An 18,639-nucleotide genomic window follows, 5' to 3' on the forward strand; every position below is an offset into this window, starting at 1 on the left:
GCGCTCCGGACGGGCGGCCGGAAATCTCCGTCCGCCCGCGCGGCCGCGGTGTACGGTCGTCGCCGATGTCGGCGGGGGTCCTGGGGCGGGAGTGGGCATGGGTGGCGAATTTCGCTATTGGGCGGAGCGGATCGCGCTCGCGGTCATGGCCGCTTCCGGTGTCGTGGTGCTCATCGCCGACCTCTTCGGGTGGCTGGACGCGCTGGCGCCGGGCGGTGCCCTGCCCAAGGTCACCCTGCTGATCCTCAGTACCGTCACGGTGTTCCTGCTGATGGAGGTCGACCGGCTCAAGCGCCTCGACGACGTCCAGGCCCAGCTGGTCCGGATGGACGACACCATGCAGGCGCAGCTGTCCAAGCTCGACATCGAGTCCACCGCCCGCAGGCTCCGGGAGGCGCACTACGGGGGAGTGGTGCGCGTCCACGAGGAGTTCCCCGACGCCGAGTTCAACCGGCTCGCGGAGCGGGCCGCGGCGGAGATCGTCATCCTGCAGACCTGGATCCCCAACCTGCGCCGCATCCGGCGGGCGCTCGCGAAGGCGCTCGCCGAGCGGGTGCCGGTGCGCGTGATGCTGCTCCACCCGCGGTCCTCCGTGGCGGGGCAGCGGGACGCGGCCCTGAGCAGGGTCCGGGACGTGGCCTTCGAGGAGAACGTACGGCAGAGCGTCGAGCGCTGCCTGGCCGGCCTCGCCGAGCTGTACGGGGAGGTCGACGCAGAAGGCCGGGCGCACCTGCAGGTGCGGGTGTACAGCTCCCTGCCGTCCATCGCCGTCTACAAGGCGGACGAGCGCTACTTCGTGAGCTCCTTCCTGCACGGCCAGCTGGCCATCGAATCCACTCAGACGGAGGTCGAGGGCAGCGGCAGCGTGATGGGCCGGGGAATCCAGGGGGAGCTGGACACGCTGTGGAGCATCGGCGCGGACGTGGACCTGCGGGACTGGCGGGCTTCGGTCGCGGGCATCAGTCCCGAAGCCCTGGAGAACAGATCGGAAGGGTAAGGCCATGCACGAACTGGACGCATTCGAAGACGGGCTGATCGAGCGGTTCCGCCGGCATCCGGTGCTGGCGAACGTCTCGCTCCTGCCGGAGGAGGACTTCACCGCCGTTCTGCTCCAACGCCGTTTCGTCTCCCTGGCGTTCACCCCCTGCTACGACCTCGCGATCGATCTGCTGCAGGACGAGGAGGGGCTGCGGATCGCCCGGGTCATCCTGCGCGAGGAGTACCCGGACGTCCTGGGGCGCACGCCCTCGCACCGCGAGGACATGACCGCGGACCTGCGCCTGCTGGGAGTCTCCCGGGAGGCCGTGGTGGCCTCCCGGCCCACCGCCGAGACCCGGCGGGCCATCGGCGACGCCCTCGCCTTCATCGCCGATGCGGGCGGGCACCCCGACTCCGACCTGCGGATCCTGACGATCCTGCGGTTCTGGGGGGAGGTGCTGGTGTCCGTGGAGTACGGGCGGCTGTGGGAGCGGATGGAGCCGCTGTTCACCGGAGACGGCGGGAACCGCTCGCGCTTCTACCACCCGCACCACGTCCACGACGCCAAGGCCACCCCGCTGGCCGCGGTCTCCGTGCTCTCCGGCACCCACTCCGACCGGCTGGCCGCCCGGGTCACCGAACTCCTGGCCCGCGAGGGGTCGTCCGACTCCTTCCGGGAGCTGGAGGAGCAGGCCCTCGCGCTCAAGACGGCCTTCTACGACCAGTTCCTGCCGGCCGTGGACCGGGTGGCGGTCTGACCGGGCACCCGCCGGGTGCGCAGGCCGGGGCCGCGGTCCGTCGGTGGGCGGGAAGGCGTGGGCGTCAGCTCGCGGCCGTGGGCCGGCGTCGGCGTCGGTACGCATACCCCGCTGCGGCGGCGGCCAGGGCGGCGGCGCCGCAGCCGAGGAGGAGTCCGCCCGTGGGCCACGGCCGTCCCGGCTCCGGCGCGGGCGGGGTGCTGGCCGCGCACGTGCGGCGCTCGGCCGCGTCGGCCGGGGCCACCCGGTAGCGGGCCCACACCCCCTCCCGGTCCGCCCGCCGGACCTCGTACAGCCCCGGTGCGGCATCGCAGCGGACGGTGGCGGTGGCGGTCACCGCCGCCTTCTCCCCGCGCAGGACGGGCCGGCCCTCGAACCCCGGCGAGTCGAGGGCCTGGTCGTAGCCCTCCGCCATGGCCGTGGCGGTCACCCGCTGCCCCGGCCGGAACGTGCGTACGTCCCAGGGGGTCTGCGGCCAGGAGTCGGCGGCCGGCCAGTGCTCCTCCACGCGCTCCGGCGGCAGCGCCGCCGCCTTCGCCGGACAGGCGGCGCGTTCCGCCGCGCCGATGTCCGCGACCACGACGGTGACCCAGCGGCTGCCCTTGACCCCGTCGGCCGGGCCGTCCGGCAGGGTGATCTCCACCGGGTACGAGCCGGGCCGGGCCGTGCAGGACACCGTGGCCACCGCAGTGAGCACCGGATCGTCCATCCGCAGGGTCCCGTGCCCGGTGAAGGCGGGGGAGACCACCCACTGCCCGTTCAGCCCCGGCAGGTGGCCGGGCGCCCGGAGCGCGACCCGCTCACCGGGGCGCGCCGGCACCCGCGCCCCCTCCGGCAGCGGCTGCGGGGCGGGCCCCGCGCTCGCGGTCCCCGGGAGGGCGGTCAGCACCGCCAGCGCGAGCAGGGCCGCGCGTCCCGCGTACCCCCGCCCCCGGCCGTCCCTCCGTGCACCGCGCATCACGCCACCTCCGCCGTCGGCCCTGCCTCCGGACAGTGAGAGTGCCGCGTCGCGCGCGGGGTTCCCGGGCTGCTCCGGCGCGCCGGGAAGGCTGCGCGCGCGGGCGCACCCGCCAGCGTCCCGAATCTCAAACCCCTCTGTCAACAGGGGAGTTAGGAAACCTTACGATCAGCACTTTATTGGTCCAGACCTGTTGACTGCGCTGGATTCGGAGGTCTAGATTCCCGGCGACGCGGCAGTCACCGCCCCGCCGCCCTCCGGCCCGTCCTCCCGCTCCGTCCCCCACCCCGGCCTCCCGCCACCCCGGCCTCCCGCCACCCGGGTCCGGAACCCCGGCGCACCCCTCACGGCGGCGGCTCCCGAGCCGCCGGCACCGTCCTGTCGCCACGCCGCGTCCCCGTCCCCAGGAGGTACTGCCTTGCACAGCCGCACCCGTGCCCGCACCCGCAGCCGCGCCCGGACCCGACTCGTCTCCGTGCTCGGCTCCACCGTGCTCGGCGCCGCCGCCGTACTGAGCGTCCCCGGCCCGGCGTTCGGCGCCAACCTGCTCTCCAACGGGGACTTCGAGACCGGTTCCCTGTCCGGCTGGTCGTGCAGCGGCGGCCTGGGCTCGGTCGTCGGCTCGCCCGTGCACGGCGGGACCAAGGCGCTCGCCGGCGCGGCCACCGCCTCCGACCACGCCAAGTGCACCCAGACCGTCGCGGTCCAGCCCAACACGACGTACTCCCTGTCGGGGTGGGTCCGCGGCAACTACGTGTACCTCGGCGTCACCGGCGGCGCCTCCACCTGGACCCCCTCCGCCACCACCTGGTCCAAGCTGACCGTCTCCTTCACCACCGGCGCCTCCCAGACCAGCGCCCAGGTTTACGTCAACGGCTGGTACGGCCAGGGCACTTACCACGCCGACGACATCAGCCTCGACGGCCCCGGCGGAGGTGCCGACACCCAGGCGCCCACCGCCCCCACCGGCCTCACGAGCACCGGGAAGACCTCCTCCAGCGTCTCCCTGAACTGGAACGCGGCCACCGACAACGTGGGCGTCACCGGCTACGACGTCTACCGGGGCACCGCCAGGGTCGCGAGCTCCGCCACCCCCGGTGCGACCGTCACCGGCCTGAGCGCGAACACCGCGTACACCTTCACCGTCCGCGCCCGCGACGCCGCGGGCAACACCTCGCCCGCCTCCGGCGCCGTCACCGTCACCACCGACCCCACGGGCACCCCGACCGGCTTCAAGCAGGCCGCGCCCTACTTCTACCTCGGCTGGGGCAACCCGCCCAGCCCCACCACCGTCATGAACGCCACCGGGGTGAAGTGGTTCACCATGGCGTTCATCCTCTCCTCCGGCGGCTGCAACCCGGCCTGGGACGGCCAGCGCCCGCTCACCGGCGGCGCCGACCAGAGCACCATCAACGCGATCCGGGCCGCCGGCGGGGACATCGTCCCGTCGATCGGCGGCTGGCAGGGCAACAAGCTCGGCCCCAACTGCTCCTCGGCCCAGGCGCTCGCCGCCGCCTACCAGCAGGTCATCGATGCGTACGGGCTCAAGGCCGTCGACGTGGACATCGAGAACACGGACGAGTTCGAGAACGCGGCCGTCCAGGACCGGATCCTCGGCGCCTTGAAGATCGTCAAGCAGAACAACCCGGGGCTCCGCACCATCCTGACCTTCGGCACCGGCACCACCGGCCCGACCAGCTGGGGCAACCGCCTGATCGAGCAGGCCAAGGCGCAGGACGCCGGCATCGACGTCTTCACGATCATGCCGTTCGACTTCGGGAACGCCTCGACGGACATGTACGCCGCCACGGTCTCCGCGACCGAGGGGCTGAAGGCCAAGCTGAAGTCCGTCTTCGGCTGGGACGACGCCACGGCCTACGCCCACATCGGCATCTCGGGCATGAACGGGATCAGCGACACCCAGGAGACGACGACCGTCCAGAACTGGACCGACATCCGCAACTGGGCCAACTCCCACCACCTCGCCCGGCTGGCGTTCTGGTCCGTCAACCGGGACCGCGGCTGCCCCGGCGGCGGCCTCCAGGAGACCTGCTCGGGCATCGCCCAGAGCGACTGGCAGTTCACCGGGCTGACGGCCGGCTTCACCGGCTGACCGGGCACCCCGGCACCCGGGTCCGGCTGGCCCGGCGCCAGGGGTCCGCACCGACGGCCGGCGAGCCGCCCCGCACTCAGCGGGGCAGCTCGTCGGCCAGCAGGTCCATCAGCAGCCCGTCGTGCCAGGTGCCGTCCGCGCCCCGCTCGTAGCGGCGCATGATGCCCACGGGCCGGAAGCCCGCCTTCTCGTAGCAGCGGATGGCCGCGGCGTTGTCGGCGGCCGGGTCGATCACCAGGCGGTGGTGGCCCACCTCGTCCACGAGGTGCCGGGCGAGGGTGAGCACGGCATCGGTGCCCAGCCCGCGGCCGTGCACGCCGGGATCGAGGAACAAGTCGATCCCGGCGTGCCGGTAGTCCGGCTCCTCCTCGGCGTGCCACTGGATCCCCCCGATGATCCGGTCGCCCTGCCGGACGGTCAGGAAGTGGAGTCCGGGGTCCGCCAGGTCCTCCGCGATCTCCTTCTCGAAGTCCGGTCCGCCGCGCCACCGGGCCAGGACCTCGGGCGTGGCGCGGATGGCGGCCAGCGCGGGCACGTCCTCGGGCACTGCCGTACGGAGCACGATCGCGGTTCCGTGGAGCTCGGTCATGGGACGACAGTAGCCGCCGGGCCGGAGCCGGCGCGCGCCGGTTTCCGGGGTCAGCTGAAGACGTAGAGCTTGGTCACGCGGCCCCAGCCGACGCCGCCGATCTTCGAGAACAGGTTCTTGATGTTGCCGGGGTTCAGCTTGATGCAGCCGTTGGAGTAGTAGTCGTTCGGGTTGCTGTTGGTCCAGCGCTCGGACTCGATCGTGCCCTGGGTGCCGTTGGGGCGCATCTCGCTGTGGATGAACAGCTCCGTGCGCTTGGTGCCGTTGTGACACTTGTGGTCGGAGAGCTTGATCACGTAGCCGTTGATGATCCCGTCGAAGTTCGTCCGGTGGAACTCGATGTTGTACGTGCCGTTGGGCAGCCAGCCCTTGCCGACGATGCAGGCGTTCGTGGACTGCCCCGAGCCCGCCTTGTAGCTCGCAAGCACCTTGTCGGGCCCCGCGACGCTCTTCATGAGGTACAGCCGGGAGTTGGTCACCGAGCTCTTGTCGAACTTCAGGTAGTACGCGGGCACCGCCGCGGGGGCGGCCGCCGCCTGCCCGGCCGTCGGATCGGCCTGGGCCGGCCCGACCGCCGCGGAGAGCAGACCGGCCGCGAGGGTCGTCGCGAGGGCCACGGGAGCGAAGCGGAAACGATTGCGCATGACGGCACTCCTGAAAGCGAGGGGACGGACCGGGGGCCCCGGCGGGAGGCTGGTACGGCGCTCCCCCGGCGGCCGTCGCCGAGTCTTGTGCGAGGCGCCTCCGGGCACAACGGCGTCCGCTGTCCCGGACAGCAACTGCCGTGTCCGGGCTGGTCGCAGGCGCGCGCGTGGCGGGGGCGGGGGCCCGTCCGGGGGCCGGCCGGGCCGATCCGCCCGTCCCGCCCGGGCCGCAGCACGGTGCGAGGAACCGCCCAAAGAGTGGCAGAAACCTTTCTTTTGGCGGATGTCCTTGACCGCACCTGTCACTGATCTTGCGTAGGCTCGGCCCCCGGGGCGGCATCGCAACCGCGAACCGCCCCCAATCCCTGCCTTTGCCCACACTGTTGAGGAGACCCGTGCGCCTGACCATCGACCGACGCCTCACCGCCGGTGCCGCCCTGCTCGCGGCCGTGGCCGCCGCCGTGCCCGCGACCGCCCACGCCGCCCCCGCGGCCGCCCCCGCCGCGCCGGCCGCCGCCCGTACCGCCGTACCGGCGCCCGACCTGGAGGGGATCTCGCAGGCGCTGCGCAACACCCTCGCCGCCGGCGCCCCGGGGGCCATGGCCCGCTTCAAGGGACCGGACGGCATCCAGTTCCGCAGCGAGGGAGTCCAGGACCGGACCACGGGTGCGGCCATGGACCCCAAGTCCCGCTTCCGGATCGGCAGCGTCACCAAGACCTTCTCCAGCGTGGTGCTGCTCCAGCTGGTCGACGAGGGCAAGGTCCGGCTGGACGACCCGGTCAACACCTACCTGCCGGGCCTGCTGCCGGACGACCGCATCACGGTGCGCCACCTGCTGACCCACCGCAGCGGCCTCTCCGACTACACCAACGCGATGTTCGCCCAGACCGTCCCCGGCTTCGAGGCCGTGCGGAACAAGGTCTTCACCTACCAGGAGCTCGTCGACCTCTCCCTCAAGGAGCCGCGGACCACCGAGCCGGGCGTCTCGTACAAGTACTCCAACACCAACTTCGTCGTGGTCGGCATGATCATCGAGAAGGTGACCGGCCACCGCGTGGCCAAGGAGTACACCCAGCGCATCATCAAGCCGCTGAAGCTCAAGAACACCTCGTACGTGCACCCGGCCACGGCCATCAAGGGCGTGCACGCCCGCGGCTACCTGCACCCGGACGAGGAGGGTGCGCCGCTCGTCGACTCCACCGAGCAGACGGTCTCCTGGGGCCAGTCCGCCGGCGCGATGATCTCCAACGAGGCCGACCTCAGCACCTTCATGTCGGCCCTCCTGCGCGGCAAGCTGCTCTCCGCGAAGACCCTGGAGGCGATGACCACCGTCACCCCGACCGACGCCACCAACACCCGCTTCTACGGGCTGGGCCTGCGCCGCTACGACCTCACCTGCGGCACCCAGGTCTTCGGGCACACGGGCACCGTCCAGGGCTTCTACACCTACGCGTTCACCACCCGCGACGGCAAGCGCAGCCTCAGCGCCATGGCGAACACCTCCAACCGCGGCCAGGCCAACACGGCCCTCGGCGGCACCCTGGAGGCCGCGTTCTGCGGCAAGAAGGCCTCCGCCTCGGTCATGAAGCGCGGCTTCGCCCCGCTGCGGGCCGCCGAGCAGGACCTGCCCGAGCGCGGCTCCCGCTGATGCGGCACACCCCCGCCCGGCCCGCGCGGCCCGGCGGGGGTGTCCCCGTACCGCAGGTCAGGCCGCGACCGCGGCGGTGACCACCAGCGGGGGGCGGGTCCGCTCCGCCGTCCACTCCCGGCTGCGCACGTGCTCCGGATCGGCGAGCAGGAGCGCCTCGTCCACCGTGGGCCGCCGCTGCACGACCTCCCGGAACCCGGACCGCTCCAGCAGCGCCGGCAGCACGTCCACCGGCCACGCGTGGTTGCGGACCTCCTGCCAGGAACCGTCCGTGCGCCGCAGCTGCACCGGCATCTCCTCGCCGGGCCGGTACACCGCCCCCGCCGTCCCCACCCGGAGCGAGGCGTACTCCAGCCCCGTGCACGCCGGGTCGGTCGTCAGCAGGACGACCGGGCCGCCCGGCCGCAGCAGCCGGCGGATCTCCGTGAACACCGCCAGCACCGCCCCCTCGTCCGGCACCGAGGCGAGCACGTGATTGCACATCACCGCGTCCGCGGAGCCGTCCGGCAGGCCCGTCACCCGCCCGTCCTCGACCAGGTGGAACCCGGCCACCGCGGTCGCCGTCCGCCGCGCCAGCTCCAGCATCTGCGGAGAGGTGTCGGCGCCCAGCACCCGCATCCCCGTCACCCGCGCCGCCCGGTCCGCCACGCGCCCCGGCCCGCACCCGTAGTCGACGAGGACCCCGCCCGCACCGCCGAGGCGGGAGGACAGGGCCTCGAACACGAACGGATACCCGAGCAGCCAGTCCGTGGCCGCCGAGACCGCGGCGAAGGCTTCGGCCCCGGCCTGCCCGGCCCAGGCACCCCCCTCCGCCGCGTCCGGCTCTCCCGCTCCCCGCTTCGCTTCGCCTTCCCTGCTCACAGCTCCCCACTATCGGCCCGGGACCCCGCCCTCCGGGGGGTACGACACGGCTCGTCAGCGCAGCGGGCGCCCGCGGTGGTGCGGGAAGCGGTGCTCCCGACCCGGCCCCCCGGGGCGGCCGAAGCGGAACCTAGCGAAAGTCGTACGGCTTGCGCGCGTTCCAGTAGGTCACGTCGGCCGAGGCCCAGGTGAACTTCGAGGGCAGGCCCTTCGCATCGAAGACGTCCTGCTCGTAGCCCGGACCCGAGTCGCCCGTCCGGTCGCGCAGCGCGATGCTCAGCCCCCCGTCCGTGTGCGTCCCGGCCCCGTCGCGGAACAGGGCCACGGCCGCGTAGACCGTGGCTCCGGGCCGCAGGGTGAGCCGCGCGGCGCCGCCCGGCGCGTCGTGGCGCGAGTGCCCCAGCACCCGGTCCGAGTCCCCGAGCATGACGGACGGGTACGAGGTCACCCAGCAGGGCCGGGAGTCGGCGTTCTCCGCGCTGATGAGCAGGTGCTCGCCCGGCTTCCCCGCCTGGCGGTGCACGACCATGAAGGAGAGCTCGTCCCCCGCACACGCGCGGACCTGTCCGGAACCCCCGGCGGATGCTTCCCCCGCCGGCCGCCGGACCGTGCCCGAGGCGCCCGCCGTACCGGCGTGGGAACGGGAGGCGGCGGCCGCCTTGGCGGGAGCGGGAGCGGCAGCACCCCCGGAGGCGGCGGTGTCCCCGCCGGCGCCCGCCTGCGCCACCGCGCCGCTCCCCGCGCCCTTGCCGGCGGCCGGGCCGTCCGCGCCGCCCGCCGCCGCGCCGCCCCCGCAGGCGGTCAGCGCCAGGGCGAGGCCGGCGGTGGACGCCGCGAGGGCGGCGGTACGGATGCGGTGCTTGTGCATGAGGAGGCTCCCCGTGTCTGGTGCGTTCCGCACGGGCTGGTCCCCGTGACTCCACCACCCTCGCGACCCGGGCTGGCGTCGCGTTCATGCACCGCTGACGTTCCGCTGATGCCCACGGACACCGCGCCGCGCCCGGGCCCGTCGGCGCCCCCTCACGACCGGTCGGACAGCCGGACCAGCGCCGCCGCGTGCCGCTCCCGGTAGTCCTCGCACGCGGCCACCCGCAGCAGCGCGGCCAGCACCTGCACCGCGCCCTCGTCGAAGCCGAAGTCCTCGGCCTGCCGCGCCGCCTCGTCCAGGCGGCGGATCCCCTCCGCCCGCTCGCCGAGCCCGATCAGCGCCTCCCCGGCCGCCGCGAGCAGCATCGCCCGCGGGGCGGACGGCAGGTCGGGCAGGTGCAGCGCCGCGGCCGCCGTCGCCGTGTCGAGCGCCTCCTGCCACCGCCCGGCATCCAGCCGGTGCCGCGACAGGTGGTACAGCGCCAGCCGTTCGGTGTGCGCCAGCCCCGCCGCACGCGCCAGCTCCGCCCCCCTTACGCAGCCCCGCGCAGCCTGTTCCAGATCGCCCAGGGCGGCCTGCGCCAGGGAGAGGTTGACCAGGGCGGTGGCCTCGCCGCCCAGGTCCCCGCAGCGGGCGGCCAGCGCGGGGGCGGCCTCCAGATGGGGCAGCGCCTCCGCGATCCGCCCCTCCTCGGTCAGCACCCAGCCCAGCAGTGCCAGCACCCGCGACTCGGCGTTCGCATCCCCCTCGGCACGCGCCGCCGCCAGGGCGGTGTACAGCAGCGGCGCCCAGCCGTCGAGTACCCGCCACACCATCAGCGGCCACATCACCAGCACCACCCGCCAGGTCCGGCCGTGCAGGCCCGCCGCCTGCGCCGCGCCCGCGGCCAGCACCAGGTCCTCGCGCTCCGCCGCGTACCAGGCCATGGCCTGGTCCCGGCCCGCGAACTCCGGCACCAGCGCCGGCGGGTGAAAGTCCGCGGGCGGGGCGAAACACGCCTCCCCGTCCTGCTCGGCCGCCGCCGCGGCCGCGAGCCCGGCCGCGCTGTAGTGGTCGAGCACCCGCTCCAGCGCACCCGGCCGCGCCGGCATCCCGCGCGCGTACAGCCGCGCCAGGTCGTGGAGGGTCCACCGGGACGGCGTGCTCTGCGTCAGCAGGTGCGCGGCGGCCAGCTGGTCGAGGGCGGCCTCCGCGCAGGCCGCCCCGGTGCCCGCCAGGGCCGCCGCCGTGCCGCGGTCCACGTGCGTTCCCGGATGCCGTCCGAGCTGGGCGAACAACTCCGCGGCCGCGGACGGGAGCTGCCGTACCGACAGCTCCAGCGCCGCCCGGACCCCGGTGTCCTCGGCGTCGAGCAGGGCGAGCCTGCGGTTGGCGTCCGAGAGCTCGTCCGCCATGGCGGCCAGGGTCCAGTGCGGCTGGTCCGCGAGCCGGGCGGCCGCGACCCGCAGCGCCAGCGGCAGCCCGTCGCACAGCTCCGCCAGCCGGCGGGCCGCCGCCGGCTCGGCCTGCACCCGCTCAGCCCCCAGCACCGCGGCGAGCAGGGCCGTGCTGTCCTCGGGCCCCAGGACCCCGAGGGGCACCGGCCGGGCCGCGTCCGAGGCGATGAGCCCGCGCAGCCGGTGCCGGCTGGTGACCACGGTGACGCAGCCCGGCCCGCTCGGCAGCAGCGGCCGCACCTGCTCCGAGGTGCGGGCGTTGTCCAGGACGACGAGCAGCCGGCGGTCGGCGGTCAGCGAGCGGAACAGCGCGGCGGCCGCCGCCTCCGACTCCGGCATCCGGCGCGGGGCCACCCCCAGGGCCGGCAGGAACTCCCGCAGCACGTCCATGGCCGAGGGCTCGCCGGTGTCGCTGAAACCGCGCAGGTCGGTGTGGAGGCGGCCGTCGGGGAAGAGGGAGTCGTTGTGGTGCGCCCAGTGCACGACCAGGGCGCTCTTGCCGACCCCGGCCGGGCCGGTGACCAGGCACACCGGGGCCTCCCCGGACGCGGCCCGGGACAGGGCGGCGAGCTCGGCCCGGCGGCCGTGGAACCCGCGCGGCGCACGCGGCAGCAGATCGGCCGCGAGCAGGGCCGGGCCGGGCGCGAGGGGTGCGGGCGGCGACGGCGCGGGCCCGGCCGCCGGAGTCGGCGGGGCCGGGGCCTCCTCGTCCTCGTCGGGGCCGCCGTGGCCCCGCAGCGCCAGCGTGTAGGCCCCGGCCAGCTCGGGCCCGGGATCCACGCCCAGCTCCTCGGCGAGCAGCTGCCGGGTGCGGTGGAACCAGTCCAGTGCCTCCGAGCGGCGGCCGGCCCGCCGCAGCGCCGACACGAGCGCGGCCGACAGCGACTCGTTGAGCGGGTGCGCGGCGGCCTCGGCCCGCAGGATCGCCGCCGCCCGGGCGTGCTCGCCCAGCCGGCCGTAGCAGTGGGCGAGCTGTTCGACCGCGGCGAGCCGGTGCTCCTCCAGGGCGTGTGCGGCCGCCTGGAGCGGGGGGCTGGGGTGCACCCCGGTCAGCGCAGGGCCCTGCCAGAGCGCCAGCGCCTCCTCGTACATGGCGGCCGCATCCCCCGGCGAGCCCTGGCCGCGGGCCAGGGAGACCATCTCGTCGAAGCGGTGTGCGTCGAGGAGCATGTCGGGCATCCGCAGGGTGTACGTGGCCCCCTGGGTGGCGAGTTCCACCCCGTACGCCCCGGCCTCCGCGGAATCCAGCAGGACGCGCAGCCGGGAGACGTGCCCCTGGATCACGCTGCGGGCGCGCGCGGGGGGCTCCTCGTCCCAGAGGGCCGCGGTGAGGTGGTCCACCGACACGGGATGGTTGGGCCGCAGCAGCAGGGCGGCGAGCAGACTGCGCCGCTTCGCCGGACCGAGCGGCAGGTCCCCGGCCCCGGTGGCCACGGCCACCGATCCGAGCAGCCGGAACTCCACGAAAACCTGTACCTCTCCAGAAGCAGAACGACGGACAGCCTATCGGCCGTACGGGTGCACGTGGCGCGGGAGTGGCCCGCCACGTGCGCAGGGGAGGCATTGCGGCCGCCGCTCCGGGGGGAGGTGGAGATCACCGAGGCCGACCGCGCGGCCACCGAGGCGGCCGCCCCGTCGGCCCCGCCCGTCAGCCGTGGCCCCCCTCGGCCCCCGCCCGTCAGCCGTCGCCCTTCAGCAAGCGCGACCGGAACAGCTCCAGCACCTCTTCCAGGGCGTCCCGGGTGGGCTGGCCCGGCTCGTCGATCAGGTGCTCGGTCAGGACCGAATGCGCGGAGATCCGGCCCGCCGGGTTCGCGGCGCTGTCGTCGAGCTCCACGGCGACGAAGCCGTCGCCCAGCTCCCGCCGCAGGAAGGCGAAGCGGTCCGCGGGCACGAACTTGTCGCCCTTGAACCGCAGCCCCATGACCTTCAGCCCCTCGCGCTCGCAGCGCCCCCGCACCACGGCCAGGTCCTCCGGGCTGATGTCGATGCTCCGCCTGCGGTCCGCGGTGACCGGCAGCGGGAGCGAGGGCTGCGAGAGCACCGGGGCGAGGAGCCGGTCGTCCGTGGCCATGGCCAGGGCGAAGCCGCCGGTGAGGCACATGCCGACGGCCCCGACCCCCGGCCCGCCGCACCGCTCGTGCTCGTACGCGGCCAGTGCCCGCAGCCAGTCCACCACCCGGGAGCTGCGGCCGGTGGCCAGCACGGTGAACTCCCGGCTGACGCACACCTTCAGCACGGTCGAGGCACCGTACAGCGCGGTGGCCAAGGCGCCCCGGGTACCGGGATTCGGGTCGCGGCCGGGCGTCCCGAAGAGCACGGGCAGTACGGCGGTGCAGCCGAGGGCCGCCACCCGTTCGGCGAACTCCAGCACTTTGGGGGTGATCCCCGGGATCTCCGCCATCACGATCACGGCCGGGCCGGTGCCCCGGCGGAGCACGCGGTGCGTGGCGCCGCCGTGGCTGAAGGCGGTCTGCTCGTAGCCGGTCAGGTCCTTGTCTGCCATCGGGTCAACTCTTTTCAGAGGGCGGGACGTCGGGCCGGCCGGGGCCCCGCGGCGGGGCCGGCCGGTGGAGCGCACCGGCCGAGCCTACCCGCGAGTAGCGTGGCGTGGCGCCGTATCCGCCCCGCGCGCCGACGCCCGTGCCGGCGGGCGTCCCCGGATGCGGGGGCCGGACCGGCGGCCGATCATGAGGGGCACCACCGCACGGCCGGCCCGGCGCCGGCTGCTCACCGCGGGCCCACGGGCCGTGCCCGGCAGCCCGCCCTATGCCCGCGCGACGGGGCTGGGAGTGCCGATGCCCGAGCACGACGCCGCCGACCGGCCGTCCGCCGCGGCCTGGGGCAACCTGGCCTTGGTCACGGTCGGTTTCACGCTCACCTTCTGGGCCTGGGACCTGATCGCGCCCCTGGCGGGCAGCTTCGACGACCGGCTGCACATGAGCTCGTTCGCCCAGTCCGTGCTCGTCGCCGTGCCGGTGCTGGTCGGCTCCCTGGGCCGGGTGCCCGTCGGGGCGCTGACCGACCGTTACGGGGCCAGGCTGCTGTTCCCCCTGGTCAGCGCCCTGACGATCGTGCCCGTACTGCTGCTGATCCCGGCCAAGGGCTCGTACCCGGCGCTGCTCGCCGCGGGCTTCGCCCTCGGCCTCGGCGGTACGACGTTCGCCATCGGCGTGCCCCTCGTCAACGCCTGGTTCCCGCCCTCGCACCGGGGCGCGGCCCTCGGCATCTTCGGCATGGGCATGGGCGGCGTGGCCCTGTCCGGCTACTTCACCCCGCGCATGTACCGGCACTCGGAGAACCTGCCGTTCCTGGTCATGGCCGGTGCGCTGGCCGCGTACGCGGTGCTCGCCGCCGTGCTCCTGCGCGACCGGCCCGGACGGCCGGTCCCGACCACCCCGCTGACCGCCCGGCTGGCCGGGGCCGGTCGGCTGCGCGTGACCTGGGAGCTGTCCGCCCTCTACGCGATCGGCTTCGGCGGCATCGTGGCCTTCGGGGTGTACCTGCCCACCTACCTGAAGACGTGGTACGAGCTGGGGGCCACCGACGCCGGGACCAAGGCCGCCGGATTCGCCCTGGTCACGGTGGTGTTCCGGCCGGCGGGCGGGTGGCTGGCCGACCGCGTCGACCCGGCCGTGGTGACCGCCTGCGCCCTCGGCGCGGTGGCGCTCCTGGCCGTGGTGCAGGCCTTCGACCCGGCGCTCGACCCGACCGCGACCGTCTGCCTGCTCCTGATGGCCGCCGGCCTCGGCACTGCGAGCGGCTCGGTGTTCGCCCTGGTCGCCCGGGTCACCCCGCAGCCGCAGGTCGGCAGCGTGACCGGCATCGTCGGGGCCATGGGCGGACTCGGCGGCTTCCTGCCGCCCCTCGTGATGGGTGCCGTCTACAGCGCCGAGGGCTCGTACTCCATCGGCTTCATGCTGCTCTCGGACCTCGCCCTGGCCGGCTGCGTGTACGCGTTCGGGCGCATGCGCGCGGCCGGCCGGGGTGCCGGGGCCGTCAGATGACGTGCCGGCCGCCGTCCACGGTGAGCACGTCGCCCGTGGTGTAGGCGGCGCCGATCAGGTACTCGACGGCCCCGGCCACGTCCTCCGGGGTGCCGACCCGGCGCAGCGGGGTGTTGGCGGTGATCCACTCGCGCGAGCTCTCCCACACCTCCTCGGCGCCCTCGTACCAGGGGGTGTCGATGAGGCCGGGAGCCACCGCGTTCACCCGTACGGCCGGTCCGAGCTGCGTGGCCAGCAGGCGGGTCATGTGGTTCACCGCAGCCTTGCTGACGGCGTAGGGGACGGAGCTGCCCAGGGCCCGGGTGGCCGACACCGAGGAGATGTTGACGACCGAACCCGCGCCCGAGTCCCGCAGGTGCGGGGCGGCGGCCGTGATCATCTGCCAGACCCCGATGACGTTCACGTCGAAGATCTGCCGCCAGGCCTCGGCGTCCGCCGCGCCGAGGTCGTCGAGCGGGATGAAGCGGGTGGTGCCGGCGTTGTTGACCAGCACGTCCAGCCGCCCGTACGCGTCGACGGCCGTCTGCACGATCCGGCGCGCGTCGGCGGGGTCGGCCACGTCCCCCTGCACGTACAGCGCGTCGGGCAGTTCCGCGGCCAGGGCCTTGCCCGCCTCCTCGCTGCGGGCCGAATTCACCACGACGCGCAGTCCGCTGCCGGCGAGGCGGCGGGCTACGGCGGCGCCGATCCCGGACGAGGACCCGGTGATCAGTGCGACGCGGCTCTCACTCATGCGTATCTCCTGCGTGGCTCGGGGAAGATCGACTGCCCTGTCGACGCGGGAGCGTAAGCTATCGCTATATGGAATCCAAATTCCGTGATGCGGAATCAATGGAATTCGGGTCGAGTCGGCCGTGCCGAGCTCCACCCTTCGGCGTGCAGCCGCTCGAACCCGTCCAGGAGCAGGTCGAGTGCGAACTCGAACTCGAACTGGTCGTCACAGCCCCCGCCCAACACCGACCCCTCGTCGTGCGCGCGCACCGCGAGGATCTCGGCGATGTGCGGGTAGCGCGCGGCCAGGCCGCTCCGTGCCTCCTCCTGTGCCTGCTGCTCCTCGGGCGTGCCCGCGGCCGGGGTTCCGCCCGGTGCGGCCGGCGCGAGTTCCCGGGTGAACCCCCACACCCGGCTCCCCAGGGCGTGCATCGCGTGGTGGGCGAGGTCCACGGAGAGCCCGCCGGACCGGAGCAGGCCGATCACCGAGTCCAGGTACCCGAGGGCCCCCGGCGTGGGTCCGGTGCGCGATTCGATGACCTGCAGGGCCCAGGGGTGGCGGAGCAGCACCTGTCGGGCGGCCAGCACCCGCTCCCGGACGGCGGCCTTCCAGGGGGCCGCGCCCTCCGTGCCCTCCGCGTCCGCCGCCGGTGCGCCGATCTCCCCGACCACCACGTCCACGATGCCGTCGAGGAGCTCCTCCTTGTTGGCCACGTGCTTGTAGAGCGCCATCGGCACCACGCCCAGCTCCTGGGCCAGGCTGCGCATGCTCAGCGCCTCGATGCCCGCGCGGTCGGCGTGCGCGACGGCCGCCCGCAGCACGCGGTCCCGGCTCAGCGGCGCGCGGCGCGCGGCATCGGTCCTTCCGGCCATCCCCGACCGCCTCCCGTCCGACCGGCCGGCGCCGGTCCTCCTTGACGAGTGTACGGCGTACACCCTAGCGTCTGGGTGCCGGTGTACGCCGTACACCTCGCGTGGCCGCCCGTGGCGCCCGTGCGCCCGTCCGCCGTGCGCCGGCCGCCGAGCGGAGAACCGACCGAAGGAGACCCCGTGCCCTCACAGAGGAAGCTCGCGACAGCGGCGGGCACCTGCTACCTCGTCACCCACGTCACGTCCATAGGCGCCCTCGTCCTCTACGGGCCGCTGCTGAAAGGGGCGGACCGGCTCACCGGGACCGGCGCGGGCACCGGGGTGCTGCTCGGAGCCCTCTTCGAGGTGCTCCTCGCCCTGTCCGTGGTCGGCACCGCCATCGCCCTCTACCCCGTGGTCCGGCGGCACGGCGAAGGCGCCGCCGCCGGCTACCTCGGCCTGCGCACCCTGGAAGCCGCCGTGATCGCGGTCGGAATCGTGAGCCTGCTGGCAGTCGTCACCCTGCGCCGGGAACCCCCGGGCGGGGCGGCTCCGGAATCCCTCCTCGTCACCGTGCGGGCCCTGGTCGCGGTCCACGACTGGACCTTCCTGCTGGGCCCCAATTTCGTCCTCGGCGCCAACACGGTCCTGATCGCCCACCTGCTGTACCGGTCGCGCCTCGTACCGCGGTTCATCGCCGTCCTGGGGCTGGCCGGCGGCCTGCTGATCTTCGCCTCCGCGACCGCCGTCCTGTTCGGCGCCTACGAGCAGCTGTCGGTCTGGGGCTCGCTCGCCGCCCTGCCGGTCTTCGCCTGGGAACTCGCCCTGGCCGCCCGGCTCCTCACCCGCGGCTTCCGGACCGCGGACCCGGCCGCCGCCTGAGGCCCGCGGCCGTACCCCTGCCGCCGCCTGAGCCCCGCATCCGTACCTCGGCCGAGGGCGCCCGGCCCGGCGTGGTGTCCGTTCCCCGGCCGCCTGAGTAGCCGTACTCAGGTGCGCCCGGCGGGGGCGGCAGCACCATGGTGATCACCGCGGGGCCGGCAGTCGCCCGCCCCGGCGGATCCCACCGCCTCACCCGAGGAGTTCCATGTCCCCCCAGCCGCTGCGCACCCGGGCCCGCCTCGCCTTCGGCAGCCTCGCGCCCCGCCTCGACCTCGCCCCGGGCGTGCTCGGAGAGCTCGTACGGCGCAGGCAGCACGGCGACGGGAGTGCGCGCCGCGGCGCGGGACCCGTGTGGGAGGCCTGACCGTGTCCCCCGACCGCGTTTCCCTCGTGCCGCGCTTCCTGCGCTCCTTCGCGCGGACCGCCTTCGGCAACTGGCTCTCGGGCTCCTACCTCTGCCTGGCCCTCGTACTGATGCTCGCCGGCTCGGGAGCGGACGGCAGTCAGGAGGCAGGGCTCTTCTCCCTGCTGCTCGCCGTGCCGACGGGCGCCGTGCTGCTCTCGTTCGTGAACTCCCTGGACGCCTCCGCCCAAACCGGCGCGGCCATCTACACGATCCTGCTCGTCTCCTACACCGTCCACGCCTTCCTGCTGGGCCTCCTGGCCCGCGCCGCCCGCCGCGCCCTGGGCCGCGGCGGCCCAGGGCGCCGGGAGCCTGGGGGCCGGGAGCCTGGGCGACGCAGCTGAGACCCGGCCGCCGAGAGCCCGCCGGGCCGCGGCCGAGAGCCGGCCGCGGGGCAGCGGTGACCAACCCGATCGCCGGACGGGCGGTGTGTGCCGCGGATCCGCGTCAGGGGGCGTCGTACCAGGAGAAAGCGGCGATCCGCCAGCCCTCGGGGGTGCGCACGAACTGGAAGGTCTTGGTGCCCACGCCCTCGAACGGCTCCCCGTCCAGGACCCCGGACTTGCCGTAGCCGCCGATCCGCGAGGCGACGTCCCCGGAGATCTCGGTCCGCTCGGACGTCTCCCACTCCGAGAACCCGGTCAGCCGGCCCCCGCTCAGCAGCTCCTCGCGCGGCCCGATGAACTCGTCGACGGTGTACGACGTGAAGTCGTCACCGGCCTTCACGATCACCCCGCCCGGGATCATCAGCCGGCGGATCCGGGCCAGGTCGGCGGCCTTCCCGTCGCGGTTGTCGAAGGCGCCGAAGAACTCGGCGGCCAGTACGTCTATTTCGGCCTTGGACATGGGACCGACGGTAACACCTGTACCACGCCTTCCGGTTGGCCGGACGGGGCGCGGAGCGGGGAAGGAGGACGGCCGCCCCCGGGAAGA

18 protein-coding genes are annotated in these 18,639 nt (G+C 74.5%); 8 read left to right on the forward strand and 10 right to left on the reverse strand.

Features of this window, described 5'->3' with window-relative positions:
* The first annotated feature begins 97 nt into the window (after positions 1-97).
* Positions 98-997 carry a hypothetical protein gene (locus tag ACZ407_RS23320; RefSeq protein ID WP_468131216.1) on the forward strand — a complete coding sequence of 300 codons (900 nt, stop codon included), beginning with the start codon at positions 98-100 and terminating at the stop codon, positions 995-997.
* A 4-nt stretch (positions 998-1,001) separates the two neighbouring features.
* Positions 1,002-1,736: a hypothetical protein gene (locus tag ACZ407_RS23325; protein WP_468131218.1), complete on the forward strand. Its 735-nt coding sequence runs from the start codon at positions 1,002-1,004 to the stop codon at positions 1,734-1,736.
* A gap of 64 nt (positions 1,737-1,800) precedes the next feature.
* On the opposite strand, the gene ACZ407_RS23330 is transcribed toward ACZ407_RS23325, so the two are convergent.
* The gene (locus tag ACZ407_RS23330; protein WP_468131220.1) at positions 1,801-2,694 is read right to left on the reverse strand and encodes a hypothetical protein; all 894 of its coding nucleotides are present in this window, start codon (positions 2,692-2,694) and stop codon (positions 1,801-1,803) included.
* A 418-nt stretch (positions 2,695-3,112) separates the two neighbouring features.
* On the opposite strand from ACZ407_RS23330, the gene ACZ407_RS23335 reads away from it, so the two are divergent.
* The gene (locus ACZ407_RS23335) at positions 3,113-4,807 is read left to right on the forward strand and encodes a carbohydrate binding domain-containing protein (RefSeq protein ID WP_468131222.1); all 1,695 of its coding nucleotides are present in this window, start codon (positions 3,113-3,115) and stop codon (positions 4,805-4,807) included.
* A 76-nt stretch (positions 4,808-4,883) separates the two neighbouring features.
* Here the strand turns inward: ACZ407_RS23335 and ACZ407_RS23340 are convergent, their stop codons facing one another.
* Both ACZ407_RS23340 and ACZ407_RS23345 read right to left on the reverse strand, forming a co-directional pair.
* A complete protein-coding gene (locus tag ACZ407_RS23340) occupies positions 4,884-5,396 on the reverse strand; it encodes a GNAT family N-acetyltransferase (RefSeq protein ID WP_468131224.1) in 513 nt (170 codons plus the stop codon).
* A gap of 50 nt (positions 5,397-5,446) precedes the next feature.
* On the reverse strand, positions 5,447-6,040 hold the full coding sequence (locus ACZ407_RS23345; RefSeq protein ID WP_468131226.1) for a L,D-transpeptidase family protein: 594 nt from the start codon (positions 6,038-6,040) through the stop codon (positions 5,447-5,449).
* A gap of 395 nt (positions 6,041-6,435) precedes the next feature.
* Here ACZ407_RS23345 and ACZ407_RS23350 point away from each other — a divergent pair, with 395 nt between their 5' ends.
* Complete coding sequence (locus tag ACZ407_RS23350; protein WP_468131228.1) at positions 6,436-7,689, forward strand: serine hydrolase domain-containing protein; 1,254 nt, start codon at positions 6,436-6,438, stop codon at positions 7,687-7,689.
* Positions 7,690-7,746: 57 nt separating this feature from the next.
* Here the strand turns inward: ACZ407_RS23350 and ACZ407_RS23355 are convergent, their stop codons facing one another.
* From ACZ407_RS23355 to ACZ407_RS23370, 4 genes are all read right to left on the reverse strand, one after another.
* Positions 7,747-8,550 (reverse strand): class I SAM-dependent methyltransferase, encoded by an 804-nt coding sequence (locus ACZ407_RS23355; RefSeq protein ID WP_468131230.1) that lies wholly within the window; start codon positions 8,548-8,550, stop codon positions 7,747-7,749.
* Between the two features lie 130 nt (positions 8,551-8,680).
* Entirely contained in the window at positions 8,681-9,418 is a 738-nt protein-coding gene (locus ACZ407_RS23360) for a DUF4232 domain-containing protein (protein WP_468131232.1), read from the reverse strand.
* Between the two features lie 152 nt (positions 9,419-9,570).
* Positions 9,571-12,318: an AfsR/SARP family transcriptional regulator gene (locus ACZ407_RS23365; protein WP_468131234.1), complete on the reverse strand. Its 2,748-nt coding sequence runs from the start codon at positions 12,316-12,318 to the stop codon at positions 9,571-9,573.
* Positions 12,319-12,532: 214 nt separating this feature from the next.
* A complete protein-coding gene (locus ACZ407_RS23370; RefSeq protein WP_468131235.1) occupies positions 12,533-13,360 on the reverse strand; it encodes a dienelactone hydrolase family protein in 828 nt (275 codons plus the stop codon).
* 292 nt (positions 13,361-13,652) lie between these two features.
* Here ACZ407_RS23370 and ACZ407_RS23375 point away from each other — a divergent pair, with 292 nt between their 5' ends.
* The gene (locus tag ACZ407_RS23375) at positions 13,653-14,861 is read left to right on the forward strand and encodes an MFS transporter (RefSeq protein WP_468131237.1); all 1,209 of its coding nucleotides are present in this window, start codon (positions 13,653-13,655) and stop codon (positions 14,859-14,861) included.
* On the opposite strand, the gene ACZ407_RS23380 is transcribed toward ACZ407_RS23375, so the two are convergent.
* A complete protein-coding gene (locus tag ACZ407_RS23380) occupies positions 14,854-15,594 on the reverse strand; it encodes an SDR family NAD(P)-dependent oxidoreductase (RefSeq protein WP_468131239.1) in 741 nt (246 codons plus the stop codon). The genes ACZ407_RS23375 and ACZ407_RS23380 overlap by 8 nt on opposite strands.
* Before the next feature lie 95 nt (positions 15,595-15,689).
* A complete protein-coding gene (locus ACZ407_RS23385; protein ID WP_468131241.1) occupies positions 15,690-16,445 on the reverse strand; it encodes a TetR/AcrR family transcriptional regulator in 756 nt (251 codons plus the stop codon).
* A gap of 177 nt (positions 16,446-16,622) precedes the next feature.
* Here ACZ407_RS23385 and ACZ407_RS23390 point away from each other — a divergent pair, with 177 nt between their 5' ends.
* From ACZ407_RS23390 to ACZ407_RS23400, 3 genes are all read left to right on the forward strand, one after another.
* Complete coding sequence (locus tag ACZ407_RS23390; RefSeq protein ID WP_468131243.1) at positions 16,623-17,303, forward strand: DUF4386 domain-containing protein; 681 nt, start codon at positions 16,623-16,625, stop codon at positions 17,301-17,303.
* A gap of 205 nt (positions 17,304-17,508) precedes the next feature.
* Positions 17,509-17,667: a hypothetical protein gene (locus ACZ407_RS23395; protein ID WP_468131245.1), complete on the forward strand. Its 159-nt coding sequence runs from the start codon at positions 17,509-17,511 to the stop codon at positions 17,665-17,667.
* Positions 17,668-17,669: 2 nt separating this feature from the next.
* The gene (locus ACZ407_RS23400; protein ID WP_468131247.1) at positions 17,670-18,050 is read left to right on the forward strand and encodes an SCO4225 family membrane protein; all 381 of its coding nucleotides are present in this window, start codon (positions 17,670-17,672) and stop codon (positions 18,048-18,050) included.
* A gap of 103 nt (positions 18,051-18,153) precedes the next feature.
* Here ACZ407_RS23400 and ACZ407_RS23405 read toward each other — a convergent pair whose 3' ends face one another.
* Positions 18,154-18,552 (reverse strand): Cif family virulence factor, encoded by a 399-nt coding sequence (locus ACZ407_RS23405; RefSeq protein ID WP_468131249.1) that lies wholly within the window; start codon positions 18,550-18,552, stop codon positions 18,154-18,156.
* Between the last annotated feature and the right edge of the window lie 87 nt (positions 18,553-18,639).

The organism is Streptomyces sp. NPDC030809, assembly GCF_055572195.1.